The organism is Fontivita pretiosa, assembly GCF_050410795.1.
In the GTDB taxonomy this organism is placed as follows: Bacteria; Planctomycetota; Phycisphaerae; order Tepidisphaerales; family Tepidisphaeraceae; genus Fontivita; species Fontivita pretiosa.
This window is the reverse complement of the sequence record NZ_CP191258.1, coordinates 5315151-5334030: the sequence shown is the minus strand read 5'-3', so window position 1 is coordinate 5334030 and position 18880 is coordinate 5315151. Positions and strand designations below refer to the sequence as shown.

Genomic DNA, 18880 nt, shown 5'->3' with positions numbered 1-18880 from the left:
GGCAACGGGAACCATCGAGGGCAGCCTGGCCGACCCTCGCGAACACTCACGGAAAGGACCTGAGCCATGTGGCGAGACATGAAGCAACGGATCAAGGGCGCGGCCCGATCGGCCGCGGTAGCAGTGGGCGTGGCGGGGTTGTGCGGGGTAGTGGCGGCACAGGATCCGCCGGCGAAGGTGGAGCTGGGCAGCGGGCACGTGGCGCAGCTTCAGAAGATCGCTTCAGAGCGCGGGCTGAACGTGGATGACCTGATCGCGGCGGCCAAGACATACATGCCCAGCGGCCGCCACGACGAGTACATCACGTTCGCTTCGGGCGGACACAGCGGGCAGATCTTCGTGATCGGCGTGCCGTCGATGCGCCTGCTGCGCACGATCGCGGTGTTCACGCCCGAGCCCTGGCAAGGCTACGGCTACGGGGCGGGCGAGCATGTGCTGGCCGGCGGGGATCTTGATGAGAAGCACAAGATTCGCTGGGGCGACACGCACCATCCGGCGCTGTCGGAGACCAATGGCGAGTACGACGGACAGTTCCTGTTCATCGGCGACAAGGCCAACGCGCGGATCGCGGTGATCGACCTGCGAGACTTCGAGACCAAGCAGATCCTGAAGAACCCGATCACGCTCAGCGATCACGGATGCGGGTTCGTCACTCCGAACACGGAATACATCATCGAGGGCGGGCAGTACGCCAACCCGCTGGGCAACAGCTATGCGCCGATCGAGGACTTCAAGAAGCAGTACCGGGGGATGGTGACGCTGTGGAAGTTCGATCGCGCCAAGGGTCGGATCGACAAGGACCAGAGCTTTGCGCTGGAGCTGCCGCCGTATCACCAGGATCTCTTCGACGCGGGCAAGTTCGCCAGCGACGGGTTGCTGTTCGGCAACTCGTTCAACGCGGAGGCGGCGTATGGTGCCATCGAGAAAGGCCAGCCGCCGCTGGAAGCCGCCGCCAGCCAGAGAGACATGGACTATCTGCACGTGGTGGACTGGAAGAAGGCCGAGCAGCTTGTGAAGGCTGGCCGGGCCGAGACGATCAACGGTTTCAAGGTGCTTCGGCTGGACACGTCGGTCAAGGAAGGCGTGTTGTGGTTCATACCGGAGCCCAAGAGCCCGCACGGGGTGGATGTGACTCCGGATGGCGAATACATCGTCGTCTCCGGCAAGCTCGATCCGCACGTGACGGTGTACTCGACGGCGAAGATCAAGGCGGCGATCGCATCGGGCAAGATCGCTTCCCGGGACGAGTACGGCGTGCCGGTGCTCGACTTTGATGCCTGCAAGGAAGTGCAGGTGGAGCTGGGCCTCGGGCCGCTGCATACGCAGTTTGACGACAAGGGATACGCGTACACGTCGTTGTTCCTGGACTCGGCGATTGCCCGCTGGACGCTGGGTGGGAAGCTGGCCAAGCACGGGCAGCAGCCGTGGAAGGTCGTCGGCAAGGTCCCGATGCACTACAACATCGGGCATCTGGTCTGCGCCGAGGGGGACACGGCGTCTCCCGACGGCAAGTATATGATCGGGATGAACAAGTGGTCGGTGGACCGTTTCTTCCAGACCGGCCCGCTGCTGCCGCAGAACTTCCAGCTCGTGGACATCAGCGAGGGGGGGGACAGGATGCAGCTCCTCTACGACATGCCGATCGGCAGCGGCGAGCCGCATTATGCCCAGATGATCAAGGCCGACAAGCTCCAGCCGTGGGCGGTGTATCCGGAGGTGGGCTGGAATCCGGAAATCAATGCCGTGGACCCCAAGGCGCCGATGCCCGGAGACGAGAAGGTGGTCAGGGAGCCTGATGGCAAGGTGCACGTGTACATGACCGTCGTTCGCAGCCACTTCACGCCCGAAAACGTGGAAGTGGAAGAGGGCGAGACGGTGGTCTGGCACCTGACCAATCTGGAGCAGGCGCCGGACGCAACGCACGGCTTCTGCGTCGGCGGCTACAACATCAACCTGAGCCTGGAGCCGGGCGAGTATCAGCAGATCGAGTTCAAGGCCAGCCGGGCCGGAACCTATCCGTTCTACTGCACGGAGTTCTGCTCGGCGCTGCATCTGGAAATGATGGGCTACCTTCAGGTCAAACCGCGGGCCGGCGGCGCGGCGCCCGCGGCGGATGCCCGGTAGACATACGTTGCGCCTGCTGAGGATGTATCGCCTGCCCGCGACGGCGGGCGCCGAAGCGCCCGCGTGGCGCGATGGCCCGCCGTCGCGAGGCATGGCCAATCGTGGAGTTGAACCATGAGCATCATCACCCGTATTTTCGGTCCGCGGATCCCACCAGAGGAACTGACGCGCCACCCGGGGCGATATGCGCTGCCCACGATCACGCTGTCGGCAGCGCGGATCTGCCTGCTGGCTTCCCTGTTCCTGCCCTACTGGCACATGAAGCTCGAAGCGCCGCAGTACCCCAAGGGACTGTACCTGACGGCGTACGTAAACCGCGTGGAAGGACACGTTCGCGAGATCAATGCGCTGAACCACTACATCGGGATGCGCCGACTTGAGGAAGCAGCGCCGCTGGAGAAGACCATCAGCGTCTGGGCAATCATCGCGATGGTGCTGCTGGTCGAAGGCGCCACGTTCATCCACTCGCGCTGGGCGGTGCTGCTGGTGCTGCCAACGATCCTGTTCCCGGCGGCATTCCTGGGAGACATGTACTGGTGGATGAGGGAGTTTGGACTGAACCTGGATCCGCATGCGCCGTTGTCCTCCAGCGTCAAACCCTTCGTGCCGACGATCCTGGGGGTCGGGCAGATCGGGCAGTTCAGGACGATCGCCTGGATGGGCTGGGGGCTGTACCTGGCGTGGGCGGCGTCGGGACTGTCGCTGCTGGCGCTGGTGTTTCATCGGCTGGCATACAAGCCGCTGTTCGAGCGGGCCGTGCAAAGCGCCGCTGGCGGGCAGAAGGGTGTGCCATGCGCGACCTGAGCGTCGCTATCTTCCTGAGCCTGTTCATCGCCGCCGTCACTGCCGCCCAGGACCTTCAGGCGCGGATCGACGCGGCCGAGCCCGGCGCCACCATCGAGCTGGGGCCGGGGGTGTACCGCGGCGGCATCGTGGTCAGCAAACCGATCAGCCTGGTCGGTCATGGCTGGCCCACCATTGACGGCGGCGGCAGGGGCGACGTGATCATCCTGGCCGCGCGCGACTGCCGGGTCAGCGGGCTGGTGATCCGTGGCAGCGGCGACAGCCTGGACCACGAGAACACCGGCATCCGCGTGCTGGCGGCCAACGCCGTCATCGAGGACAACCGCTTCCAGGACGTGCTGTTCGGAATTGACCTGAAGCTGGCCCCTGGTTGCCGCATCAGCCGAAATCACATCAGCTCCAAGCCACTGGACATCGCGCGTCGAGGCGATGCGCTTCGCCTGTTCCGCTCGGACGATTGCGTGATCGAGCAGAACGTGATCGAGAACGGACGCGATGCGCTTCTGTGGTATTCAAACAGGGTGATCGTCCGGGACAACGTCTCGCGAAACAACCGCTACGGCTTTCACCTGATGTTCGCCAACCAGGTCACGCTCGAGGGCAACCTGCTGTGCGACAACTCGGTGGGCGTGTACCTGATGTACGGGCGGAGCTTCACACTTCGGGGCAACCGGTTCGTGGGCAACCGGGGCCCCAGTGGTTACGGCGTGGGGCTGAAGGAGATCGACGCCTACACGATCGAAGGCAACCTGTTCAGCGGCAACCGCGTCGGCGTGTACATCGATGGCTCTCCGTACACGCGCCGGCCCGGCAGCGCCGTGATCAGCGGCAATACCTTCGCGTGCAATGACATCGGGATGACGGTTCTGCCGGCGGTGCGCGGCAATCGGATCGTGGGCAACAACTTCATCGACAACATCGAGCAGGTGGCGGTGCAGGGCCGCGGCGGCATCGACGGCAATGAGTTCGCACACGGCGGGCGTGGCAATTTCTGGTCCGACTACGGCGGCTACGACGCCGACCACGACGGCGTTGGAGATCAGCCCTACCGGGCTCGCAAGCTGTTCGAGAGCCTGATTGATCGCGAGCCGAAACTGCGGCTGATGCTGTTCAGCCCGGCGCACGATGCGCTGGAGTTCATCGGTCGAGCGCTGCCGGCGGTGCAGCCGGAAGCCAAGTTCGCCGATCCGGCACCGCTGATGCGACCGGTCGAGCTGGCGGTGGCCGGCAGCGGGCAATCGCAGCGCGGCGCGCTGGCGGCGGTTGGCGCGGCGATGGTGTGTGTGGCGGGGATCATCGCGATGGCTGCACTGGGAGTGCCTCGCATTCGCCATGCTCCTGCTCGGCCATCGGTTGGCGTTGTCCCCATTGTCGGAGGTGCCGCATGATCAGCATCGAACACCTGACCAAGCGATTCGGACGAGCCATCGCGGTGAATGATGTGTCGCTGACGATCAACGCTGGCGAGGCGGTGGCGCTTTGGGGACAGAACGGCGCGGGCAAGACGACCATCATCCGCTGCGTGCTGGGAGCCTTCAGATACCAGGGACGCATCCGAATCGCCGGGCTGGATGCCTGGAAGCAGGGCAAGCTGGCGCGGCGGCTGATCGGATACGTCCCGCAGGAGCTGGGTTTCCAGGATGAGCTGCGCGTCGGCGAGGCGGTGAGGTTTTTCGGACGGCTCAGGGGCTTACAGGTGGACGATATCCAGCCGGTTCTGGAGCGCGTGCGGCTGGGGGCAGATCAGCACAAGCGTGTGCGGGAATTGTCCGGCGGGATGAAGCAGCGTCTGGCGCTGGCGATCGCGTTGCTGGGCGAGCCGCCGGTGCTCGTTCTGGACGAGGTCACCGCCAGCCTCGATGCCTGCGGCCGCGCGCAGTTCATCTCGCTGTTGTCGTCGCTGGCGCGTTCGTCCAGCCGCGCGATTCTGTTTGCTTCGCATCGCCCCGAGGAGATCGAGGCGCTGGCGACACGCGTGGTCACGCTGGATCGTGGGGTGAAGACCGGCGACCTGCCCGCGGCGCAGTTCATCGCCGCCCGCCAGCAGCAGACCCTGCTGCACGTGCAGCTTGATCCATCGCGAATTGGGGCGGCGATCGAGCTGCTGAACGCCAGCGGGTTCGCCGCACACCGCAACGGGCGCGGAATCTATGTTGTCGCCGAGCGGACACGCCGCGCCGAGGCGCTGCATCGTCTGGAGGCGGCGGCCATCCGGGTGGAGGACTTCGACATCGTCGCCAGGGCTGCTGATCGCGAGGTGCCGCAATGAAAACGAAAGTCGCCGCAGCAAATCAACCTGTCTCGGACCCGCTCGCCGCGGCGCTGTCGCGCGGTGCATCGACACTGGAATCGATCCTGCTGTTCGGGCGGCGAGAGCTTCGCGATGCGCTGCGCAGCCGGTGGTTCATGCTCTACACGCTGGCGCTGGCGGCACTGGGGCTGGGGGTCTCGTATGCGTCGGCGGCCAGCGCCGGCGGGGGCATGAGCGGCTTCGGACGCACCAGCGCGGGCCTGGTGAATCTGGTGCTGCTGGTGGTGCCGCTGATGGCGCTGACCGCCGGCGCCGCCACCATCTCCTCCGAACGTGAACGCGGGATGCTGGCGTACCTGCTGGCCCAGCCGGTCAATCGCGCCGAGTTGCTGCTGGGCAAGTTCCTGGGGCTGGCGGCGACGTTGCTGGCATCCATCTGCCTCGGTTTCGGCGCGGTCGCGGGCGTGCTCGCCTGGCAGGGCGCTGCGACGCATCCGGCCAGCCTGGTGCTGCTGGCCACGCTCACGTTCGTGCTGGCGCTGGCGATGCTGAGCCTGGGGCTGCTGCTCTCGACGATGGCGCGGCGAACCAGCGTCGCCATCGGCGCGGCCGTATTCCTGTGGCTGACGCTGGTCTTCGTCAGCGATCTGGGTCTGATGGCCGGCACGCTCAGTCTCCGGCTGCCGATCGAGCGGCTGTTGGCGCTGGCACTGCTCAATCCGCTTCAGGTCTTCAAGATGTGGTCGCTTCAGTCGGTAGGTGCATCGCTGGACGTGCTGGGGCCGGCCGGTCTGTACGCACAGCAAACCTACGGGCAATGGCTGAGCCTGATCTTCAGCAGCATCCTGGCGGTCTGGACGTTGACGCCGCTGTGTCTGGCGGCGATCGTCCTGAGGCGGAGATCCTCGGTATGAGGCGTGTACTGGCCTGGTTGGCGCTGACGGTGGTGACGGGCTTCGGCTGCTCGCCCCAGCCCGCCGACGGCCCGCCTCGCGTGCGCTACGGCTCGGATGAATGCGTGCACTGCGGGATGATCCTGAGCGAGGAGCGGCACGCCGCCGCCATGCGGGTCACGGACGCCGACGGTGCAGTGCGTGATCTTCTGTTCGACGACATCGGTGACATGATCGCCTACGAGCGCGCCCATCCCGAGCTGCGGGTCGTCCGCCGATATGTTCACGACTACCAGAGCCTGCAATGGCTCGATGCCGCGCAGGCGCACTATCTGTTGAGCGGGCAATTCCACACGCCGATGGGTTCGGGGATCGTGGCTTTCGGGCAGGAATCTGCCGCCCGCGCCGTGGCGGCCGAGAAGGGAGCAGGCGATCAGGTCCTGTCGTTTGCCGCCTTGACCGCCGCGGTTGCTTCCGGGCCAACCACAGGCCCCGGGTCGCAGCGCAACCCTGATTGACGGGCTGTTGCAGGCTCCCTGGCTGTGTTAGAAATGTGGCGTTGCGCGCCTATCACCCGTTGGCGAGGTTCGCTCGCGGCCAGGTCTGCTGACACGTGCGCAGCACCCGCGACGATCGCCACGACCAGGAGCATGCCGTGAATCCCGGCCCTGACAATCCCACGACCAATCCGACGATTTTTCTGCGGCTGAATCAGGCGGACCCGGTGCCGCGGGAGATGGCCTGGGAGGAATTCCGCGCCCGTTACGCACCGGTCATCGCTGGATTCGCCAAACGACTGGGCGCCCGGCCGCAGGACGTGGATGACGTGATCCAGGACGTGATGCTGGGTTTCTACGCCAAGTCGCCAACGTTTGTGTATGACCCGAGCAAGGGGCGTTTTCGCGGGTATCTGAAGGTCTGCACGTTCCGGGCGCTGCGACGACGCATCGGCAACGAGGCCCGTTTGCAGGGCAAGCCGCTGGACGAGATCGATCCCGAGGCCATCGCCGTCGAGCAGGTCTGGAGCGATGTGTGGGAACAGCAGCAGCTTCGCCGCCTGCTGGAGGAAGTGCGTGAGACGATGGGCCACACCAAGACGTTTCGTGCTTTCGAGCTGTTTGTGGTTTTTGATCAGCCCGCACAGGCAGTGGCCGAAAAGCTCGACATGCACATCAACAGCGTTTACCGCGCCAAGGAACAGATCACGCGGCTGTTGCAGGAGAAAGTCGCCGCCCTTCGCGAGACGGAGTAGCCAGCGGATCAGTGGTGCGCCATGTGGATATCAATGAGCCTCCGGCACTCGACGCTTCGCCCGGCGGCGCACGGCGGTGGGTCAGCTTTGGGGCTTGACCGATGCCAAAGCGTTGAGGATCACTTCGACATGCCGCTGCGTGGCGCCCCGGGCGGCGCGGACCACCTGCTGGGCGCGGCGGCCCATGGCTTTGGCTTCGGCGGGGGTGCTGATCAGCACGCGTACCGCCTGGTTCAATGACTCGCCATCGACGACCTCCAGGACGGCGTCGGCGGCTTTGAGCAGTCGCATGGGCTGCTCGAAGTTGCCGGTGTGGGGTCCGACGATGATCGGCTTGGCCAGTGCGGCAGGCTCGATCATGTCGCTGCCGTGCTGTCGGGGTCCCAGATCAACCAGGGATCTGCCGACGAAGACGATGTCGGCGATGCTGTAGAACTTTCGCAGCTCGCCCATGGTATCGCCGAGGATCACGGGAGGGACCGGGGGGTCGATCGGGGGGGGCAGATTGCGCGATCGCCGCAGGCACGTGAAGCGAAACTGTTCGATCAGAGCCGCGACCTCGTCGAATCGCTCGGGTTTTCGCGGCACGATCACCAGCCGCAGCCGCCGGAACGTTGCCAGCAGATTGCGGTATTCCCTGAGGATGATCTGCTCCTCGCCGGGTCCGGTTGAGCCACAGACCCAGATGGGTTCTGCGCCTCGGTTGAGTCCCAGCGCCCAGGCGAGCGTGGCGTCGCCGCTGACGCTGTCGGCGACCTGCGCCGTATCGAACTTCATCGTGCCGGTGACGAGGATGCGATCTCGCGGCACGCCCAGCGCCTCGAACCGTCCGGCATACGTCTCATCCTGCGCGCAGACCATCGCCAGCCGCGAGAACATGCTCGCCGCGATCGGCCTGACCAGCCGGTATCGCCGGAAACTGGAGCTGGTCAGCCGGCCGTTGGCCAGAATCACCGGGATGTTTCGCTTGCGGCACTGCTGCATGAAGTTGGGCCAGACCTCAAGCTCCATCAGGACAACCAGGCTCGGTCGCAGCGAATCGAGCACGCGCGTGACGGCTGGGGTGAAATCCAGCGGATACCGGATGAGCGTGACGTGCGGCGCGGCGCCGTACAGCTCCTGTGCGCGCTGGTAACCGGTTCTGGTCGTCGTCGAGATGATGATGTGCAGGTCGCGCCGGCGGAGCCGCAGCTCGTGGACCAGCGCCCGGGTGGCGTTGATTTCCCCGACGCTGACCGCATGGATCATCACCGCCGTGGCGTCGGACTGGCGGCGGGCGACATCGCCCATGCGCTGGCTGAACGCCGAGAGCACCTTGCTCCGCGCCGACGGTTTGATCACCCAGTACGGCGCCGAAACCGCCACGCCCAAACCATACGCGATGTCGTAGAAATTGATCATCGGGGCAAGCACCTGAAGCCGTTGGCACGCAACCTCGCCTCGTGTGCTGTGTGTTTTAGCGGTTGTGCCGGTCGCAAACAATCGCGGCGGCCGCTGCTCGCGCCGTCGCTGCGGTTGCAAATCGGGGCACAGGACTTTAAGGTGCTTTCGGTCTTTTTCCCGGGTGGAACAGGATCCGCCGGACAGAAACCCTGACCAGAAGGACATGCTCATGAGCAGCACCGCACGATCGCAAATCGCCTGTCAGATGTACACCCTGCGCGAGTTCACCAAAACCCCGGCCGACATCGCCAGGACCCTGGCCAGGGTCAAGAAGATCGGATACGACGCGATCCAGGTGTCGGCCTTCGGGCCGATCGAGGCCAGGGAGCTGGCCAAAATCCTGAACAACGAAGGGCTCGAGTGCTGCGCCACGCACATTTCGCTGGAGAGGATGCGAGACCACACGGCGCAGGTCATCGAGGACCACAAGCTGTGGGGCTGCCGTTATACCGCGATTGGGGGATACAACAGCAAGGAAGGCCGCGAGGCCGACTGGCACCAGTTCGCCCGGGACTATAGCGCCGTCGCCGACAAGTTCGACGGCTCGGGCATCAGCATCGGCTACCACAATCACAGCCACGAGCTGTTCCGCTTCGGCAGGAAAACCGCCCTGGACATCCTCATCGAAGAGTGCTCGCCGAAAGTCTGGTTCGAAATCGATACCTACTGGATCGTGGCCGGCGGAGGAGACCCCATTCAGTGGATCAACAAAGTCAAAGGGCGAATCCCCTGCGTGCACCTGAAGGACATGAGCGTCAGGCCCGACCGCACCCAGCTCATGGCGGAGATCGGCGAGGGCAATCTCAACTGGCCCGGCATTCTCCAGGCGTGCCGCGAGGCCGGGGTGCAGTGGTACATCATCGAGCAGGACCACTGCAACGGCCGCGATCCGTTCGAGTGCGTCGAACGCAGCCTCAAGAACCTCAGGGAAATGGGGATCAGGTGAAGATCCAGACGCTTCGCCGGCTTACCTCAGCCAGATCGCCATCTCGATGATGCCCATGAGCAGGCCGAGGATGGTGACGAACAGGGCGGCCAGGGGTTGGGTCTCCTGATCGTGCACGTGCTTCTGCCGCACGCCGCCGACGATCGCGACGACCAGGCCGATCGCGGCCAGGATTGTCGGCAGCGGCGAGAGGATGAAGACCGCCTCGAAGTTGAACAGCGCGACGACGAAGACGGCCAGGGCGATGCAGACCGCGGCGATGCCCAAGGCGCCGCCGACCTGTACCAACGAGCTCCGCCGCCGATCCTGGGTCGTGTCATTCATGGCCTGGATGATTCTCCTGAAAGGCCAGCCTTCTGCCGGAGCGGCGCTGCGCAATCCGAATCGGACTGACTGAAGGCAACCCGCGCCGCCGACAAGGGCTGACTTTCGTCAGCGCTTTTTATCCGCCGATTCCCCTCGCTTGTCAAAGACGTGCCACTGCCCGTCGCGCCGCAAAAAAGCGGACGCCGAGGATGTTTCACCTCGGCGTCCGTATGGCGAAGTGCTTCGAGATGCGTTCCCGCATCCCGATCACCAGTAGCGGGGGAGGGATTCGAACCCTCGACCTCCGGGTTATGAGCCCGACGAGCTACCAGGCTGCTCTACCCCGCGATCTTGAGATTCTGATTCTAGGCATCGCCCCGATGCTGTCAAGCAAGGGACGACAAAGTTTTGCTCTGCGCCGGCAGCGTCGCGCGGCGCAAAACATCCTGTGTTATTGTTACGCCTGTCTCAGGCAACGGTTCACTCCGCCTCGGGTGGGGGCTTGCAAAGCCTCGGCGGATGTCGAAGAATCAGCCGGGACATCTTACTGAAATACCGGCAGTCGCGGAAAATGCGAGCAACGGAGCATGGACCATGGCCGAGGAAAACCCATCGCTACAGATCGACACGGACTGGAAGAAACAGGCGCAGGAAGAGAAGCGTCGTCTGGCGGAGGAACAGAAGCGACGTGAACAGGAACAGCAGCGTCAGCAGGCGTACACGGCCGGGGTGGGGGACATGGGGGCTGGGCCGCAGGCGGCTGCGGCGGGCGTACAGGCCGGTCGCGGCCGTGCCGAGATACCCCCGGCAAGCTTCGCCACCCTGGTGCACTCGCTGATGACCCAGGCGCTGTTGTACCTGGGGGATCTTGCCCCTCGCGGCGGCGAGCCGGTGGTCAACCTGGACATGGCCAAGCATTACATCGACACGCTCGCGGTGCTGGAGGAAAAGACGGCCAACAATCTCACGCCGGACGAAAAGCGACTGCTGGACACGGCGTTGTACGAGACGCGCATGCGCTACGTGAGCGTGGCGTCGCAGTTCATCAGCTAGCAGCAGCAGCCATGTGCTGCGGGGGCCGGGCGGTGCAGATCGATCGACCGGGGGTGGATCGATTCTCGGGGAACCTTTACCCAGGCCTGAGCTGCCTCTAGGATTGTCGCGGCATGAAGCAGATGAGCAAGACCGTTCCCGATGCTGTCGGGCGGGTTGTTGCTGCGCCGGAGCTGCGCCAGTTGGCGCGGGCGGTGGATCAGAATCGCGCCGTGACCGTGTCGGGGCTGTGGGGCAGCTCGGTGGCGGCGGTGGTGGCGGCAGTGCGCGCCGAACTGGCGGATCGCCCGGTTTTGCTGATCTGTGGGCATATCGACGAGGCCGATGATCTGGCCGACGACATCGAGCTGTTCACGGGCCGGCGTCCGGATGTGCTGCCGGCACTGGAGCTGGGGGGCAGCCTGGGACAGGTCAGCGAGGAGCAGGCATCCAACCGGTTGCGGCTGATTTCACGGCTGGCGGCGGCGGGCAATCCGCCGGGCGTGATCGTTGCCCCGATCCAGGCGTTGATGCAGTCGGTGCCGGCCAGCAGTCAGCTTGCGCATCTGGTGCGCACCGTGCGCAAGGGGCAGATGCTGGAGCCGGAGAAGCTGATCGTGTGGCTGGCCGAGCACGGATACAACCGGCTGGACCAGGTCGAGGTTCCGGGGGACTTTGCTGTTCGCGGGGGGATCATCGATATCTACCTTCCCGGCGAGTTCGATCAGCCGGATTCGCAGACGGCCGCCAGCGGCGAGACGCAGGTCGGCATGACGGTGCGGATCGACTTCTTCGGCGACCAGGTGGAGTCGATCCGGCGGTTCGATCTGGACAGCCTCGGATCGCTGGAAAGCCTGGAGTCAGTTGAGCTGATGGACCTGAAGGGCAGCCTGCCCGAGGTCAGCGAATCGACTCACCTGTTCAGCTATCTGGACCGCCGGACAATCGTGATGCTCTGGGCGCCGCTGGAGATCGCCGAGCAGTCCAAGAGCTATCTGGACCGCCTGCCGGAAGTGAAGGGGATCTATCCGCTGGCGGCGCTGCTGCGGCTGGCGGGGGGATTTGCGCGGGTGGAGATGAGCCAGTTCGGCCAGTCGAGCGGATCGATGCCGAGCTTCGTCAGCGGCGAGCAGGTGCAGCACTTCGATCTGCCGGTGCGCTCGCTTCAGCGATTCGAGACCGAGCCGAAGAAGGCGATTAGCGAGCTTGCCGAGCTTTCGCTGGATCACGACATCGCGGTGTTCTGCGAAAACGAGGGCGAGGTCAGGCGGTTGCGTGAACTGCTGGATCAGGACGCGCCGGGCTTGGCGCAGAAGATCGAGATTCCGATCGGCTATCTGCATCGGGGTTTCGTGTGGGAACCGCCGCAGCATCCGCACCGCGCAGCAGGCGCGCGTCCGCTTGCCGTGCTGGGGCACCATGAACTGTTCCACCGCTACGAGCAGCGTCGGCGTGTCAAGCGGGTGATCGCCTCGCGGCCGGTGGATTCGTTTCTGGACCTTCAGGTCGGGGACTACGTGGTCCACGTGGCGCACGGGATCGCGAAGTTCATGGGGATGCAGACGATCAGCAAAGACGGGCGTACGGAGGAGTACCTGTCGCTGCGGTTTGCGGACAACGCGACGCTGCACGTGCCTGCGGCGAGGATCAACCTGATCCAGAAATACATCGGTGGTTTCCGGGGCACGCCGCAGCTTTCACGGCTGGGATCCGGCGCGTGGGAGAAGCAGAAGGCGAAGGTCTCCGAGGCGGTCATGGACATGGCCGCGGAGCTGATCGAGATCCAGGCCGCGCGCAACGCCGAGCCGGGGGTGGCCTATCCGCCGGACACGCAGTGGCAGCGCGAGTTCGAGGCGGAGTTTCCGTATGAGCCGACGCCGGATCAGATCACCAGCGCCGAAGAGATCAAGCAGGACATGCAGAAGCCTCGCCCGATGGACCGGCTGCTGTGCGGGGACGTGGGCTACGGCAAGACGGAACTGGCGATGCGGGCGGCCTTCAAGGCGGTGGAGTACGGCAAGCAGGTGGCGGTGCTGGTGCCGACGACGGTGCTGGCCGAGCAGCACTATCGCTCGTTCCGCGAGCGGATGGCGGATTATCCGTTCGAGATCGAGTCGATCAGCCGGTTCCGTACGCCACGCGAACAGAAGGAGATCCTGCGTCGCACGGCCGCCGGCGAAATCGACATTCTCATCGGCACCCACCGGCTGCTGAGCAAGGACGTGAAGTTTGCCGACCTGGGGCTTGTGGTCATCGACGAAGAACAGCGGTTCGGCGTCACGCACAAGGAGAGGTTGAAACAATTGCGACGGACGGTGGACGTGCTGACGATGTCGGCCACGCCCATCCCCCGGACTCTGCACATGAGCATGCTGGGGCTGCGCGACATCAGCTCGCTGACGACGGCGCCGCAGGATCGGCGAAGCGTGGTCACGGAGGTGATGGCGTACGACAAGAACCGGATTCGCCTGGCGATTCTGCGGGAGCTTCAGCGCGAGGGGCAGGTCTACTTCGTGCACAACCGCGTGCACAACATCGTCCAGATGGCCGAGGAGATCCAGTCGCTGGTTCCCGAGGCGCGGGTAATCATCGGGCACGGGCAGATGCCCGATGGGGAAATGGAAGAGGCGATGGTGAAGTTCATCCGGCACGAGGCGGACGTGCTGGTGTGCACGACCATCATCGAAAGCGGGCTGGATATCCCCAACGCCAACACGATCATCATCAACAACGCCGACCGCTTCGGGCTCAGCGAGCTGCACCAGCTACGCGGGCGGGTGGGGCGATGGAAGCATCGGGCGTATTGCTATCTGCTGCTGCCTGCGGACCGGCCGGTGACTCCCGTGGCGGCCAAGCGGCTGAAGGCGATCGAGGAGTATTCCCACCTCGGAGCGGGGTTCAAGATCGCGATGCGCGATCTGGAGATCCGCGGCGCCGGAAACATCCTGGGACCCGAGCAGTCCGGGCACATTGCCACCGTCGGCTATGAGATGTACTGCCAGCTTCTGGAGCAGGCGGTCAGGCAACTGAAGAACGAGCCGAAGCCGACGACGCCGGATGCACACGTGGACATCGGGATCACCGCGATCGTGCCCAGGACATGGATCCCCAACGATCGCCAGCGCATGGACGTGTATCGACGGCTGACGCGCTGCACGAGCCTGGAGATGCTCGAGCAGCTTACCAAAGACATCACCGATGCGTTCGGCGAGCCGCCGCGGCAGGCGCTGGTGCTGTTCGCGCTGACGGAGCTTCGCTTGCTGGCGGGTCTGTACGGCATCGAGAGCATCATCCGCAAGGAGCCGGATGTGGTGCTGACGGTGCGCGATGCGGGCAAGGCGCAACTCGTGCTCAGCGGCGCACCGGGCACACTGCGGGTCATCGATGAGAAGACCGTCTACCTGCGGATGCCCAAGACCTACCTGGAACCCGAGACGCTGCTGATGGTGCTGAGAAACCTGATTCGCTCGGCCCACGAGAAGCTGATGCGGGGCGAAGCGGTGGTGGATGCCAGGCCACAGGCCCCGGCCTCCGCGGGGACCGCCAGCGCCGCTAGGTCTTCCCGATCGCCCGTAGCACCGAAGCGATGATCGGATCGCCCGGGGCCAGGCATTGCGCCAGGAGCCTTGCCAGCGGCGGGTTGGAGATCGCTATCGCCGCGCCGCGACACACCGGCCCGCGCCAGCCCCACAACTTTCGGTATTCGGATCTCAGTTGCTGGACATCGACACGGTGATCGCCTTGAACGGCGGCGAGGATGTTGCCGGCGGCCAGCTCGGCGCTGCGCATCGCCAGCCCGATGCCTTCTCCGCCGATGGGTTCGATGGCGGCGGCGGCGTTGCCGACGGGAATGACGCGGTCGGACCAGTCATCGCGCACGGCAGATCGCGGCAGCGGCGAGACCAGCCAGTCGCTTGTTCGCCTGGCACCGGACATCCATCTGCCCAGGTGCCGATTCTCCAACATGATGGTTTGGAGCAGTCGGTCGTAGTTGTGCGCGAAATGCCGGATGCGGGCGGCGGGAACACTGAACGCCAGGTTCCAGCGATCCGCCTCGATCGGAGCGATTCCGCCGTAGTGTCCCTGGACGCCGAACAAAGCGATCGTATCCGGCGGGGCATTGACGCCGATGAAGTGCGCCTTGACGCCGAAGTCGCCGCTCGGTTGCCCTCTGCCGTTGGCCAGCACGATCAAATCGGCGTGGAGTGTTTTGGTGCGGTTATCGTCGAGAGTCCGCAGGCGAAGTGGTTTGAGCGACTCGCATCGTGCGGGTTGGACGATCCGCGCGCCTGCGTCGCGCGCGGCCTGAAGCAGCAGGTGATCCAATGCGCGACGGGAAACGCCCAGCATCGGCCGAGGCAGGGCAAGCTCGATGCTGCGGGCGTCGGGCGGGAACAACATCACCCGCCGCAGGCTGCGCGGGGCAAGGTGTTGCAGGTCGGCCAGCAGTCGCAGGCGACTGAGGACATCGATTCCCAGGGTGCTCAGACACTCTCCGCAGACCTTGTCACGGGGAAAGCGATGTTGCTCGATGAGGGTGACATCGATGCCCGAGCGTGCCAGCAGCAGCGCCGAGACGCTGCCGGCCGGTCCGGCGCCGATCACAGCGACATGAAACATGCTGCCCGTGCAACGCCGCGCGGCGTGGTTAGACCTGGGCTTCTTCGGGTTCCAGCCCGGCGGCGCGGGCGCGGAGCAGATCCATCATCTCGCGCACCTCGCGCGCCATTTGGGTATTGGGGAAGTCGCGCTGGATCACCTCCGCCAGACGCAACGCCTCGTTCCAGTTGTGGTCCTGCACCGCCACCGAAAACTGCGTCCGCAGGATGTTGAGCTTTTCCTTGAAGATCCCGCGGGCGGTTTCCTGGAAGCCCTCGGCCTCGGCGGGGGTCAGGTACAGGTCCAGCCGCTTGAGGATTTCGATGGCGCCGTCGATGTCGTGTCGCGCCACCGCGTCGTTCCAACTGTCGATGAGCTGTTTCTTGTGCGCCTCGCGGCGTTTTTCGACTTCGGCGGGCAGGGAGTCAGCCAGCGGGTGGCCGGCGAACTGCGCCGCGATCCGCTGCGCCTCTTTGTAGGCCTCGGCCCACATCTCCGCCCGCGCGTGGCGGTCGATGACGGCAATGGCGTCGTTGATTTGTCGGCGGATCACCTCCTGACGTCGCTCCTCGATCTGGGCGCGGAGCCGGTCGGCCTCCTGCTTGTAGCCGAAGGCCGTTTCCATCTCGTTGGCCAGCGACATCGCGCCTTCCCAGTTTTGCTTGTGAATTTCGTCCTGGATGGCGCGGCGGAGGGCGTCACTGTCTTTCTCGCGGAACGCCACCGCCTTGGCCCGGTCGCTGAGCAGTTGTTGCTCGCTGATCAGGTTCAGCATGATCGAGAACTGCTCCAGCCGCTCATTCAGGGAGCTGAGGGCGCGTTCGGCAAGGTCGCGACTGCTCAGGTAAGAGTGTCGAAGCTGAAGGGCGATGGGCCAGGTGACCAGCACGCCGACGATGCTGGCGCAGCCTGCGGCGAGCATCGCCCAACTGTCGCGTGTCGCCGCCAGGTACACGCCTGCCCCCAGCACCGCCAGAGAAATCACCAAAACGATCCAGTAGAGCCAGACGCAAGACGGCGGGGGGGCATTTTTGTTGTCCACAGTGCACCTCGCAAGAAGCAGCCGCGTGCCTGTGCGTTGGCCCGGCCGCACGAGATGATCTTACGGCTTGTCCAGTACCTTCAGCGCAGTCTATTCCTCTTATCGACAGGCGTCAATTTATGGGTTAATGCATTGCTGTGATTCGGCTCGGATGGTCGTGTCTAAAACGACGGGCATTCGTTTACCGGATGCTTATAATTCGCCCGGCATGCCGGACCTGCGACAGCAGCTTCAGGATCTGTTCGGGCTGGACGATTTCCGTGCGGCGCAGCGCGGCGTCATCGAAGACGTTCTGGCCGGGCGGGACGTGCTGTGCGTGATGCCCACCGGGGCCGGCAAGTCGCTGTGTTATCAGTTTCCGGCGGCGGTGCAGGGGGGATTGACGCTGGTGGTCTCGCCGCTGATTTCGCTCATGCAGGACCAGGTCCAGCAGCTTCGCGATGAGCAGATTCCCGCGGCTCTGCTGAATAGTTCACTCACTGCCGCGCAGCAGCGGATGGTGACCGCTCAGGTGGTCGATGGTTTCAATGGGCTACTGTATGTGGCGCCGGAACGCTTGTTTTCTCCGACGTTCGAGCCGATCCTGCCGCAGTTGAAAGTAAAGTTGCTGGCGGTGGACGAGGCACATTGCATCAGCCAGTGGGGGCACGATTTCCGTCCCGAGTATCTGCGTCTGGGCCAGGTAAGGCAGCGGCTGGGGATGCCTGCGACGATCGCGCTGACGGCGACGGCGACCGAAGACGTGCGGCTGGACATCATCCGCGGGCTTGAGCTTCGCCAGCCGCGGATTGTGATCACCGGCTTTGATCGCGCGAACCTCTCGTACCAGTGTCGTCGCGTTGCAAAGGTGCGGCAGAAGGATGCCGAGCTGCTTGCACTGCTGCTGGACGAGCCGGGCAGCGCAATCGTGTATTGCGCCACGCGCAAGGCGGTGGACGAAGTGAGCCTGATGCTGCGACAGAACCTGAAAGGGCGGGCGGTGTTCGCATATCACGCTGGGATGGACCAGTCGTCGCGCACGACGAATCAGGAACGGTTCATGCAGACCGGCGGCGCTGTCGCGGTGGCTACCAACGCCTTTGGCATGGGGATCAACAAGCCGGATATCCGGCTGGTGGTGCACTACAACCTGCCCGGGACGCTGGAAGCCTATTACCAGGAGGCCGGACGCGCCGGTCGTGACGGCCTGCCGGCGCGGTGCGTGCTGATGTTCAACTATCAGGACCGGGTGCTTCAGGAGTTCTTCATCGAAAAGATCGGGCAGGAGCGCGCTGACGTCAACGAACAGGTCGTGACTGAACTCAGGCGTCGCGCGACCGACAAGCTGGAGCTGATGTTGAGCTACGCTCAGATGCACCGCTGCCGGCGGCGCGCGATCCTCGATTACTTCGGAGATCCGGCGGAGGTCGATGGCTGCGAGTGTGATGTGTGTGCCGCGCAGCCGGGACGAATCGTCCACCAGGCATCGCTGCCAAGCGTGCCGCAAGAGCTGGAGGTTCTGATCCGGCAGATTCTGAGCGGCGTGGCTCGGCTGCGGGGTAAGTTCGGAGTCGGCGGGGTGGCCGAGGTTCTCACCGGCACGCGCAGCGAGCGCACCGACCGCTGGCAACTGGATCAACTGAGCGTCTTCGGGCTGCTGCGGCATCATCCGTTGAAGCGCGTGATTGTAATGGTGCATCGGGTGATCGAATGCGGGCTGGCGCGGCAGCGCAATGTCAGCAAGAGCGACAGCCCGGTTCTTGTTGTCGAGCTGACGGCGGCGGGGGTCGCGGTGATGAAGGGTGAGCATCCGCCGCCGGCGTCTTTGGCGGATCTTGCGCCGCGTGCCGGGGCCGAGCCGTCGCCGCAGCGCCCGCGCAGCAGCACCCCGTCGGCGGATGAGTCCGAGTCGCCGATCGATCCCCGGACACTGGAGCGTTTCGAGAGGCTCCGCGCCGCGCGACTGGAGCTGGCCCGGGATCAGCAACTGCCACCGTACTGTATCTGTCACGACAGCACGTTGAGGCTGATTGCCCGGCAGGCGCCGGACTCGCTGGCGCGGCTGGAGCAGATCAAGGGGATGGGGCCCTTCAAGGTGAAGATGTACGGGCGGAAGCTGCTTGCGGCGCTGAAGGGGGCATGAAGGTCCAGCCGCCCGGTGGCTCTCAGATCTGCCGGTCCGGAGGTCAATTGCGTCGCTTGGCGCTAT

Annotated in this window: 15 protein-coding genes and 1 tRNA gene; 11 read left to right on the top strand and 5 right to left on the bottom strand. The window is 64.8% G+C overall.

What is annotated here, in order from left to right:
• Positions 1–66 precede the first annotated feature (66 nt).
• The 7 genes from nosZ (at position 67) to ACQS5P_RS21595 (ending at position 7324) form a co-directional block, all read left to right on the top strand.
• Positions 67–2124 carry a Sec-dependent nitrous-oxide reductase gene (nosZ, locus tag ACQS5P_RS21625; RefSeq protein ID WP_428938696.1) on the top strand — a complete coding sequence of 686 codons (2058 nt, stop codon included), beginning with the start codon at positions 67–69 and terminating at the stop codon, positions 2122–2124.
• 114 nt (positions 2125–2238) lie between these two features.
• Positions 2239–2928, top strand: a complete 690-nt coding sequence (locus ACQS5P_RS21620) for a cytochrome C (protein ID WP_428938695.1) — start codon at positions 2239–2241, stop codon at positions 2926–2928.
• Entirely contained in the window at positions 2916–4316 is a 1401-nt protein-coding gene (locus tag ACQS5P_RS21615) for a nitrous oxide reductase family maturation protein NosD (RefSeq protein WP_428938694.1), read from the top strand. The genes ACQS5P_RS21620 and ACQS5P_RS21615 overlap by 13 nt, the downstream gene beginning before the upstream one ends.
• Entirely contained in the window at positions 4313–5197 is an 885-nt protein-coding gene (locus ACQS5P_RS21610) for an ABC transporter ATP-binding protein (protein ID WP_428938693.1), read from the top strand. The genes ACQS5P_RS21615 and ACQS5P_RS21610 overlap by 4 nt, the downstream gene beginning before the upstream one ends.
• A complete protein-coding gene (locus ACQS5P_RS21605) occupies positions 5194–6093 on the top strand; it encodes an ABC transporter permease (RefSeq protein ID WP_428938692.1) in 900 nt (299 codons plus the stop codon). Before ACQS5P_RS21610 ends, ACQS5P_RS21605 begins: the two co-directional genes overlap by 4 nt.
• The gene (locus ACQS5P_RS21600) at positions 6090–6590 is read left to right on the top strand and encodes a nitrous oxide reductase accessory protein NosL (RefSeq protein ID WP_428938691.1); all 501 of its coding nucleotides are present in this window, start codon (positions 6090–6092) and stop codon (positions 6588–6590) included. The genes ACQS5P_RS21605 and ACQS5P_RS21600 overlap by 4 nt, the downstream gene beginning before the upstream one ends.
• A 95-nt stretch (positions 6591–6685) precedes the next feature.
• On the top strand, positions 6686–7324 hold the full coding sequence (locus ACQS5P_RS21595; RefSeq protein ID WP_428938690.1) for an RNA polymerase sigma factor: 639 nt from the start codon (positions 6686–6688) through the stop codon (positions 7322–7324).
• Between the two features lie 81 nt (positions 7325–7405).
• Here ACQS5P_RS21595 and ACQS5P_RS21590 read toward each other — a convergent pair whose 3' ends face one another.
• Positions 7406–8725: a 3-deoxy-D-manno-octulosonic acid transferase gene (locus ACQS5P_RS21590; RefSeq protein WP_428938689.1), complete on the bottom strand. Its 1320-nt coding sequence runs from the start codon at positions 8723–8725 to the stop codon at positions 7406–7408.
• A gap of 211 nt (positions 8726–8936) precedes the next feature.
• On the opposite strand from ACQS5P_RS21590, the gene ACQS5P_RS21585 reads away from it, so the two are divergent.
• Positions 8937–9713 (top strand): sugar phosphate isomerase/epimerase family protein, encoded by a 777-nt coding sequence (locus ACQS5P_RS21585; RefSeq protein WP_428938688.1) that lies wholly within the window; start codon positions 8937–8939, stop codon positions 9711–9713.
• A 21-nt stretch (positions 9714–9734) separates the two neighbouring features.
• On the opposite strand, the gene ACQS5P_RS21580 is transcribed toward ACQS5P_RS21585, so the two are convergent.
• Both ACQS5P_RS21580 and ACQS5P_RS21575 read right to left on the bottom strand, forming a co-directional pair.
• Positions 9735–10037: a hypothetical protein gene (locus ACQS5P_RS21580; protein WP_428938687.1), complete on the bottom strand. Its 303-nt coding sequence runs from the start codon at positions 10035–10037 to the stop codon at positions 9735–9737.
• 256 nt (positions 10038–10293) lie between these two features.
• A tRNA-Met gene (locus ACQS5P_RS21575) sits at positions 10294–10367 on the bottom strand.
• Between the two features lie 246 nt (positions 10368–10613).
• On the opposite strand from ACQS5P_RS21575, the gene ACQS5P_RS21570 reads away from it, so the two are divergent.
• Positions 10614–11072, top strand: coding sequence for a DUF1844 domain-containing protein (locus ACQS5P_RS21570; RefSeq protein ID WP_428938686.1), 459 nt, complete (start codon positions 10614–10616; stop codon positions 11070–11072).
• Between the two features lie 113 nt (positions 11073–11185).
• The gene (gene mfd, locus ACQS5P_RS21565) at positions 11186–14641 is read left to right on the top strand and encodes a transcription-repair coupling factor (RefSeq protein WP_428938685.1); all 3456 of its coding nucleotides are present in this window, start codon (positions 11186–11188) and stop codon (positions 14639–14641) included.
• On the opposite strand, the gene ACQS5P_RS21560 is transcribed toward mfd, so the two are convergent.
• On the bottom strand, positions 14604–15671 hold the full coding sequence (locus ACQS5P_RS21560; protein ID WP_428938684.1) for an NAD(P)/FAD-dependent oxidoreductase: 1068 nt from the start codon (positions 15669–15671) through the stop codon (positions 14604–14606). The two genes, mfd and ACQS5P_RS21560, sit on opposite strands and share 38 nt — an antisense overlap.
• Positions 15672–15699: 28 nt before the next feature.
• The gene (locus ACQS5P_RS21555; RefSeq protein WP_428938683.1) at positions 15700–16692 is read right to left on the bottom strand and encodes a hypothetical protein; all 993 of its coding nucleotides are present in this window, start codon (positions 16690–16692) and stop codon (positions 15700–15702) included.
• Positions 16693–16900: 208 nt separating this feature from the next.
• On the opposite strand from ACQS5P_RS21555, the gene ACQS5P_RS21550 reads away from it, so the two are divergent.
• Positions 16901–18814, top strand: coding sequence for a RecQ family ATP-dependent DNA helicase (locus ACQS5P_RS21550; RefSeq protein ID WP_428938682.1), 1914 nt, complete (start codon positions 16901–16903; stop codon positions 18812–18814).
• Positions 18815–18880 lie beyond the last annotated feature (66 nt).

Bases quoted from the DNA above. Each gene is read 5' to 3' on its own strand.
- nosZ (WP_428938696.1), top strand. From the start codon at position 67: ATGTGGCGAGACATGAAGCAACGGATCAAGGGCGCGGCCCGATCGGCC.
- ACQS5P_RS21620 (WP_428938695.1), top strand. From the start codon at position 2,239: ATGAGCATCATCACCCGTATTTTCGGTCCGCGGATCCCACCAGAGGAA.
- ACQS5P_RS21615 (WP_428938694.1), top strand. From the start codon at position 2,916: ATGCGCGACCTGAGCGTCGCTATCTTCCTGAGCCTGTTCATCGCCGCC.
- ACQS5P_RS21610 (WP_428938693.1), top strand. From the start codon at position 4,313: ATGATCAGCATCGAACACCTGACCAAGCGATTCGGACGAGCCATCGCG.
- ACQS5P_RS21605 (WP_428938692.1), top strand. From the start codon at position 5,194: ATGAAAACGAAAGTCGCCGCAGCAAATCAACCTGTCTCGGACCCGCTC.
- ACQS5P_RS21600 (WP_428938691.1), top strand. From the start codon at position 6,090: ATGAGGCGTGTACTGGCCTGGTTGGCGCTGACGGTGGTGACGGGCTTC.
- ACQS5P_RS21590 (WP_428938689.1), bottom strand. From the start codon at position 8,725: ATGATCAATTTCTACGACATCGCGTATGGTTTGGGCGTGGCGGTTTCG.
- ACQS5P_RS21585 (WP_428938688.1), top strand. From the start codon at position 8,937: ATGAGCAGCACCGCACGATCGCAAATCGCCTGTCAGATGTACACCCTG.
- ACQS5P_RS21580 (WP_428938687.1), bottom strand. From the start codon at position 10,037: ATGAATGACACGACCCAGGATCGGCGGCGGAGCTCGTTGGTACAGGTC.
- ACQS5P_RS21570 (WP_428938686.1), top strand. From the start codon at position 10,614: ATGGCCGAGGAAAACCCATCGCTACAGATCGACACGGACTGGAAGAAA.
- mfd (WP_428938685.1), top strand. From the start codon at position 11,186: ATGAAGCAGATGAGCAAGACCGTTCCCGATGCTGTCGGGCGGGTTGTT.
- ACQS5P_RS21560 (WP_428938684.1), bottom strand. From the start codon at position 15,671: ATGTTTCATGTCGCTGTGATCGGCGCCGGACCGGCCGGCAGCGTCTCG.
- ACQS5P_RS21550 (WP_428938682.1), top strand. From the start codon at position 16,901: ATGCCGGACCTGCGACAGCAGCTTCAGGATCTGTTCGGGCTGGACGAT.